Genomic DNA, 7,432 nt, shown 5'->3' on the forward strand with positions numbered 1-7,432 from the left:
GCGGACAGGTCCTAGGGGAGGAAGACCTGTCCGCTCGGCGTTTCACGGACCGGGCGGCTGAGCGACGGGGGGACGTTCAGCCGCCCGGAGTCTCGGGGAGCGCGACGCGACCGTCAGGTCTTCGCCAGCTCCTTCTCGCCGCCCTGCTCGGGCACCTCGACGTGCTCGTCGGACGAGCCGCCGTGGCCGTCGTCCAGCAGCGTCTTCTCGTCGAAGGGCAGCTGGCCGGTGAGGACCTCGCCCACCCGCTCCTTGTCGATCTCCTTCGTCCAGGTACCGATCAGCACGGTGGCCACGGCGTTGCCGGCGAAGTTGGTCAGGGCGCGGGCCTCGCTCATGAAGCGGTCGATGCCGACGATGAGGCCGATGCCGTCCACCAGGGCCGGCTTGTGCGCCTGCAGACCACCGGCCAGGGTCGCGAGGCCCGCGCCGCTGACACCGGCGGCGCCCTTGGAGGCGACCAGCAGGAAGAGCAGCAGCGGGATCTGCTCGCCGATGGACATCGGCGTGCCCATGGCGTCGGAGATGAACAGCGAGGCCATGGTCATGTAGATCATGGTGCCGTCGAGGTTGAAGGAGTAGCCGGTCGGGATGGTGATGCCGACCACCGGCTTGCTGACGCCCAGGTGCTCCATCTTCGCGATGAGCCGCGGCAGCGCGGACTCGGAGGAGGAGGTGGACATGATCAGCAGGAACTCACGGCCCAGGTACTTGAACAGCGTGAGGATGTTCAGGCCGGAAATGACGCGCAGCAGCACGCCGAGCACGATGAAGACGAACAGGAAACAGGTGACGTAGAAGCCGAGCATCAGCACGGCGAGGCTCTTGAGCGCTTCCAGGCCGGCGGAGCCGGTGACGGCGGCGATGGCGCCGAAGGCACCGATCGGGGCGGCCCACATCACCATGGCGAGGATGCGGAAGACGAGCCGCTGGATGTGCTCGATACCGCGCAGGATCGGCTGGCCGGCCGAGCCCATGCCCTGGAGGGCGAAGCCGGCGAGCAGGGCGATCAGCAGGGTCTGCAGGACCGACTCGTTGGTGAAGGCGGAGACGATCGTGGTCGGGATGATGCCGAGCAGGAACTCGCTGGCGCCCTTGGCCTCGGAATCGATCTGCGCGTGACCGGCGTCCTTGATCGCGTCGGTCACCGCGAGGCCGGTGCCCGGCTCCAGGATGTTGCCGACGACCAGGCCGATGCCCAGGGCGACCAGCGACATCACGGTGAAGTAGACCAGGGCGATACCGCCGACGGCACCGACCTTGGCGGCGTTCCGTACCGAGCCGATGCCCAGCACGATCGTGCAGAAGATGATGGGCGAGATCATCATCGTGATCAGGTTCACGAAGCCCGTGCCGATCGGCTTCAGCCCGACAGCGAAGTCCGGTGCGGCCATACCCACCGCGATACCGGCAGCGACCGCGATGATCACCGCGATGTAGAGATAGTGGGTGCGGTCCCGCTTGGGTTTGCGTGCGGCAGGTGCCGTATCGGCTGCGCTGGTCACGGCGGCCCTCCTTGACGACGTCGTCGGCATCACCGGCGTGCGGCTCACGTCCGGGGTTTCCGGGAAACACAGAGCGGAGCTCCCGGAGATGCGTTATGGGGAATGCCGTGACTATGTCCTGCCCTGTGAGCGCGGTCACCCTTCCGTTCATTTAGTTCACAATCAGCCACGAGGCAGACTGACGACATGCGCTTCTCCGTCCCCCGACCCCGCAGCCTGGCGGCCCAGCTCTTCGCCATGCAGGCCGTACTGATCGCGGTCGTCGTGGCCGGATGTGCTCTGTTCACCTATGTCAGCGACCGCAGCCAGGCCGAGGAGGCCGCGAAGCGCCAAGCCAGGGCCGTGGCGCTGTCCGTCGCCGACTCCCCGTCGGTGCCGGCCGCGGCCGGCGCCTCCGACCCGACCGCGGAGCTCCAGCCGTACGCGCTGAAGGTCATGCGGGACACCGAGGTCGACTTCATCACGATCATGAACCCGCAGGGCATTCGCTGGACGCATCCCGACCCGGACCAGATCGGCCAGACCTACCAGGGCCACACCGAGCGGGCCCTGAGGGGCGAGACCTACACCGAGACCTACACCGGCACCCTCGGCCCGTCGGTCCGCGCGGTCACCCCGATCAACAACGGCAAGCGGATCGTCGGCCTGGTCAGCGCGGGCATCCGGGTCGAGGCGATCACCGAGCGGGTGCAGAGCCAGGTCACGGCCCTGCTGGGCGTGGCCGCCGGGGCGCTGGCCCTGGGCGCCATCGGCACCTATGTGGCCAACGCCCGGCTGCGCCGCCACACCCACAGCATGAACGCGGCCGAGCTCAGCCGGATGCACGACTACCACCAGGCCGCCCTGCACGCCGTACGGGAGGGGCTGCTGATGCTGGACGGGCAGTACCGTGTGGCGTTGATCAACGACGGGGGGCGGGAGCTGCTCGGCGTGGAAGGGGACGTGGTGGGCAGGTCGGTGGCCGAGCTCGGGCTCCCCGCCCCGCTGACGGGCGCGCTGCTGGCGTCGGAGCCGCGGGTGGACGAGGTGCATCTGACGGCGTCGCGGGTCCTGGTCATCAACACCTCCCCGGTGTCGGGCGGTGAGCGGCGCGGTACGGTCGTCACCCTGCGCGATGTCACCGAACTCCAGTCGTTGATGGGCGAGTTGGACTCCGAGCGGGGCTTCACTCAGGCGCTGCGCTCGCAGGCGCACGAGGCGGCGAACCGGCTGCACACGGTCGTCTCGCTGATCGAGCTGGGCCGGGCGGAGGAGGCGGTGGAGTTCGCGACGGCCGAGCTGGAGCTGGCGCAGGCGCTGACCGACCAGGTGGTGGCGGCGGTGAGCGAGCCGGTGCTGGCGGCGCTGCTGCTGGGCAAGACGGCCCAGGCGAACGAGCGGGGCGTGGAGCTGATGGTGTCGGAGGACAGCAGCCTGGACGACGGCCTGCTGCCCGAGACCCTGCCGGCGCGGGACCTGGTGACCATCCTGGGCAACCTGATCGACAACGCCGTGGACGCGGCGCAGGGCAGTGTGCGGGCGCGGGTGACGGTGGCGGCGTACTCCCAGGGCACCGAGGACTGCCCAGAGCTGGTGCTGCGGGTCTCCGACACGGGCCCGGGCGTCGACCCGGAGCACGCCGAGGCGGTCTTCCAGCGAGGCTTCTCGACGAAGCCGTCCGGTCCGGGCGGACGAGGTCTGGGACTGGCCCTGGTACGGCAGGCGGCGCAACGGCACGAGGGGACGCTGTCGGTGTCCGAGGCCGCCGAGGGCGGGGCGGAGTTCGAGGTACGGCTGCCGCTGCGCGAGTCCGGCGCGGTCGCCGCGGGCGTGACATCCTCAGGCCCGGTGTCCGAGGGCTCTGGAGGCCCCGTATGACGAGCGACACGACGCACGCGAAAGCCATCCGGGTCCTGGTGGTGGAGGACGACCCGGTGGCCGCCGACGCCCATGTCATGTTCGTCGGGCGGGTCCCCGGGTTCGTCGCTGTGGGCAAGGCGCACACGGGCGGGGAGGCCCGCCGGGCCCTGGAGCGCACACCGGTGGACCTCCTCCTGCTCGACCTGCACCTGCCTGATGTGCACGGGCTGCAGCTCGCCCGGTCCCTGCGTGCCGCCGGGCACCACGCGGACGTCATAGCGGTGACGTCGGCGCGCGATCTGGCCGTCGTGCGCGAGGGCGTCTCGCTCGGAGTCGTGCAGTACGTCCTGAAGCCGTTCACCTTCGCGACGCTGCGGGACCGGCTCGTGCGGTACGCCGAGTTCCACGCCTCGGTCGGCGAGGCGAGCGGCCAGGACGAGGTGGACCGGGCCCTGGCGGCCCTGCGCGCCCCCGGCCCGGCAGCGCTGCCCAAAGGCCTGAGCGCGCCCACGCTGGAACGGGTGACGGTGACCCTGCGGGACAGCGCGGAGGGCCTCACGGCGGCCGGTGTGGCGGAGACGGTGGGCATCTCCCGCATCACGGCCCGCCGTTATCTGGAACATCTGGTGGACGCGGGCCGCGCGGCCCGCCGCCCGCAGTACGGCACGGTGGGGCGCCCGGAGTTGCAGTACCGCTGGGTCACGGGTCAATGACGGTTCACCGTACGCCGATCAAACCACCGCACACGCATTGACCTGACTAGACCACTCAACTTAGGTTCACGACGCAGCCGTCCCGGCCACAAAGAAGTGCGCCCGTAGGAGGTCGTGCCCGTGCGCCCCACCGCCGCCCTCACACCCTTCCTCGCCCTGGCCCTCGCCGCGACCGCCCTCACCGCCTGCGGCGGGGGCTCCGGCAGCGACCCGGACACCGTGAAGATCTCCTTCAAACAGTCCACGGACAACTCCATCAAGGTGATGGACACGTATCTCGCGGACATCAAGAAGCAGTTCGAGAAGGCCCACCCGGGCAAGAAGGTCGAGCTCGTCCCGATCAAGGCCCCGGACTCGGAGTACTACACCAAGCTCCAGCAGATGCTCCGCTCCCCCAAGACCGCACCCGACCTGGTCTACGAGGACACGTTCCTCATCAACTCGGACATCACCAGCGGCTATCTCAAGCCCCTCGACCCCTATCTCGCCAAGTGGCCGGACTGGAACAAGTTCATCGACACCGCGAAGGCGGCGGCCAAGGGCGAGGACGGCAAGACCTACGGCGTCCCCGACGGCACCGACACCCGCGGCCTCTGGTTCGACAAGGACATCTTCAAGAAGGCGGGCCTGCCCGCCGACTGGCAGCCGAAGACCTGGAACGACATCCTCACCGCCGCCCGCACCATCAAACGCAAAGCCCCCGGCACCACCCCCCTCAACATCTACACGGGCAAGCCGGTCGGCGAGGCGGCCACCATGCAGACGTTCGAAATGCTGCTCTACGGCACGAACGACGGCACCACGGACCCCCTCTACGACAAGTCGAGCAAGAAGTGGATCGCCGGCAGCCAGGGCTTCAAGGACGCGCTCTCCTTCGTCGAGACGGTCTACAAGGAGAAGCTCGGCCCGGACGTCTCCGACGCGCTCGACCCGAACGTCATGACCCGGGTCCGCGGCGAGTGGCTTCCGCAGGGCAAGCTCGGCATCGCCCTCGACGGCTCCTGGCTGCCGCAGGACTGGCTGCCGGGCAGCGGCCACGAGTGGCCCGAGTGGTCGGAGAAACTGGGCCTGGCCGCCATGCCGACCCAGAACGGCCAGGCGCCCGGCAAGGTGAGCATGTCCGGCGGCTGGACCTGGTCGATCCCGGCCAAGGCAGGCAATCCAGACCTGGCGTTCGAGTTCATCAAGACGATGCAGACCAAGGCCAACGCGCAGAAGTGGTACGTCGCCAACTCCGGCATCGCGGTCCGCGAGGACGTGGCGAAGGACCCCGCGTACGCCACGGCCCAGCCAGGCATCAAGTTCTTCACGGACCTCGTGGCCAACACCCACTACCGCCCCGCCTACCCGGCCTACCCCAAGGTCTCGGTGGCGATCCAGGAGGCGATGGAGGGCGTCACGACAGGCGACACATCGGTGGACGAGGCGGCACGCGGCTACACGGACGCCCTGAAGGACGCGACGGACAACCAGGTGGCCGAACGGTGAGCGCGCCCCGATGACGACCACCGCCCCACACCCGCGCCCCACCAAACCTCTCAAGGACACGCACCCCAACCACGGCCCCCGCCTGCCGCTACGCGTCCTGCCCCTGACCCCCGCGGTCGTCCTCCTGCTCCTCTTCCTGGCCGGCCCGATCGCCTACTGCGTCTACATCGCCTTCACCGACCTCCAGCTGACCGGCCAGGCCCAGGAGTCGTTCGTCGGCCTCGACAACTTCACCCGGGCCTTCCGGGACGAGGCGTTCCTGAACGCCGTATGGCTGACCCTGGTGTTCACCGTCCTCTCCTCCCTCGTCGGACAGAACACGCTGGGCCTGGCCCTGGCGGCACTGATGCAGCGCGCGTCTAAACCGGTCCGCACGCTCACCGGCGGCATCGTCGTCACGGCATGGGTCCTGCCGGAGGTGGTGGCGGGCTTCCTGCTCTACGCCTTCTTCCGCCGCGAGGGCACCCTGAACGCCATCCTGGACTGGCTGCACCTGCCCTCCCAGAACTGGCTGTTCACGCTCCCGATCCTGGCGGTGTCGTTCGCGAACGTCTGGCGGGGTACGGCCTTCTCCATGCTGGTCTACTCAGCGGCCCTGAACGAGATCCCCAAGGAGATCACCGAGGCGGCCGAGGTCGACGGCGCGGGCGGCTGGCGCCGCATGTGGCACATCACCCTGCCCATGATCCGCCGCTCCATCGGCACCAACCTGATGCTCAACACCCTCCAGACCCTCTCGGTCTTCGGCCTGATCTGGGTCATGACCAGGGGCGGCCCCGGCGGCAGAAGCCAGACGCTCCCCCTCTTCATGTACGAACAGGCCTTCCAGAACAGCCTCATCGGCTACGGCACGGCGGTCGCCCTGCTGCTCCTGCTGGTCGGCTCCCTGTTCTCCCTGGTCTACCTGCGCCTGCTCCGCACGGAGGTCTGACCGCATGCCCCACACCCTCTCCTCCCGCCGCACGACCCGCCGTCTGGCGGCCGACGCGGGACTCCTGGTGGTCGCTTCCGCCTTCGTGCTCCCCTTGGCCTGGGTGGTCCTGTCCGCCCTCGACCCCCACGCGGGCCTCCGGGTGAAGACCCCCGACGGCCTCACCCTCGCCAACTTCGACGCGATCCTGACCCCCGAGATCACCTTCACCCCCCTCCTCAACAGCCTGATCCTCTGCGGCGGCGCGACCCTGCTCACAGTGGCTTCCGCGGCTCTCGCGGCCTACCCGCTCTCCCGCTTCCGCTCCCGCTTCAACCGCCCGTTCCTGCTGACGATCCTCTTCGCCACCAGCCTGCCCATCACGGCGATCATGGTCCCGGTCTACGCGCTCTTCGTCCAAGTGGACCTGATCGACACCATGCAGGGCACGATCTTCTTCTTCGCCGCGTCCCAACTGCCGTTCGCCATCTGGCTGATGAAGAACTTCATGGACGGCGTACCGAAGGAACTGGAGGAGGCGGCGTGGACGGACGGGGCGTCGGCGTTCCAGTCCCTGGTCCGCATCGTCCTGCCCCTCATGGGCCCCGGCGTGGCCGTCGTGACGGTCTTCTCCTTCGTCATGACGTGGGGCAACTTCTTCGTCCCCTTCATGCTCCTGCTCACCCCCGACCAGATGCCGGCGTCGGTCAGCATCAACGACTTCTTCGGCAACCGGGGCATGGTGGCATACGGCCAACTGGCCGCGTTCTCCATCATCTACTCGACCCCGGTGATCATGCTGTACGTCCTGATAGCCCGCCGCCTGGGAGGAGGCTTCGCACTGGGCGGCGCGGTCAAGGGCTGAACATGTTGTGACCGGGCTGCCTGGCATCGCGAGATGCCCGGCGTCGGTGCTGGGGCCGGGTGGGTCCGCAGCCCGGCGTAGCGGGGTGCCGCTGCGCCCACCCGTGCCGCCC

The 7,432-nt window shown here is 69.0% G+C and carries 6 protein-coding genes; 5 read left to right on the top strand and 1 reads right to left on the bottom strand.

The annotated features are described in order from the left end of the window. Positions 1 to 113 precede the first annotated feature (113 nt). On the bottom strand, positions 114 to 1,505 hold the full coding sequence (locus tag ACWIF2_RS39340; RefSeq protein WP_454366343.1) for a cation:dicarboxylate symporter family transporter: 1,392 nt from the start codon (positions 1,503 to 1,505) through the stop codon (positions 114 to 116). Positions 1,506 to 1,691: 186 nt separating this feature from the next. Between ACWIF2_RS39340 and ACWIF2_RS39345 the strand changes: the two genes are divergently transcribed. The 5 genes from ACWIF2_RS39345 to ACWIF2_RS39365 all read left to right on the top strand — a co-directional run bounded on the left by ACWIF2_RS39345 (position 1,692) and on the right by ACWIF2_RS39365 (position 7,320). After that, entirely contained in the window at positions 1,692 to 3,362 is a 1,671-nt protein-coding gene (locus ACWIF2_RS39345; RefSeq protein ID WP_454366345.1) for a sensor histidine kinase, read from the top strand. Then, the gene (locus ACWIF2_RS39350) at positions 3,359 to 4,057 is read left to right on the top strand and encodes a response regulator (RefSeq protein WP_454366347.1); all 699 of its coding nucleotides are present in this window, start codon (positions 3,359 to 3,361) and stop codon (positions 4,055 to 4,057) included. Before ACWIF2_RS39345 ends, ACWIF2_RS39350 begins: the two co-directional genes overlap by 4 nt. Positions 4,058 to 4,171: 114 nt before the next feature. Next, positions 4,172 to 5,545, top strand: a complete 1,374-nt coding sequence (locus ACWIF2_RS39355) for an extracellular solute-binding protein (protein WP_454366349.1) — start codon at positions 4,172 to 4,174, stop codon at positions 5,543 to 5,545. Positions 5,546 to 5,555: 10 nt separating this feature from the next. Further along, complete coding sequence (locus ACWIF2_RS39360; protein WP_454366351.1) at positions 5,556 to 6,476, top strand: carbohydrate ABC transporter permease; 921 nt, start codon at positions 5,556 to 5,558, stop codon at positions 6,474 to 6,476. A 4-nt stretch (positions 6,477 to 6,480) separates the two neighbouring features. Next, positions 6,481 to 7,320: a carbohydrate ABC transporter permease gene (locus ACWIF2_RS39365; protein ID WP_454366353.1), complete on the top strand. Its 840-nt coding sequence runs from the start codon at positions 6,481 to 6,483 to the stop codon at positions 7,318 to 7,320. Positions 7,321 to 7,432 lie beyond the last annotated feature (112 nt).

This window comes from Streptomyces sp. NPDC055506, from assembly GCF_053643595.1.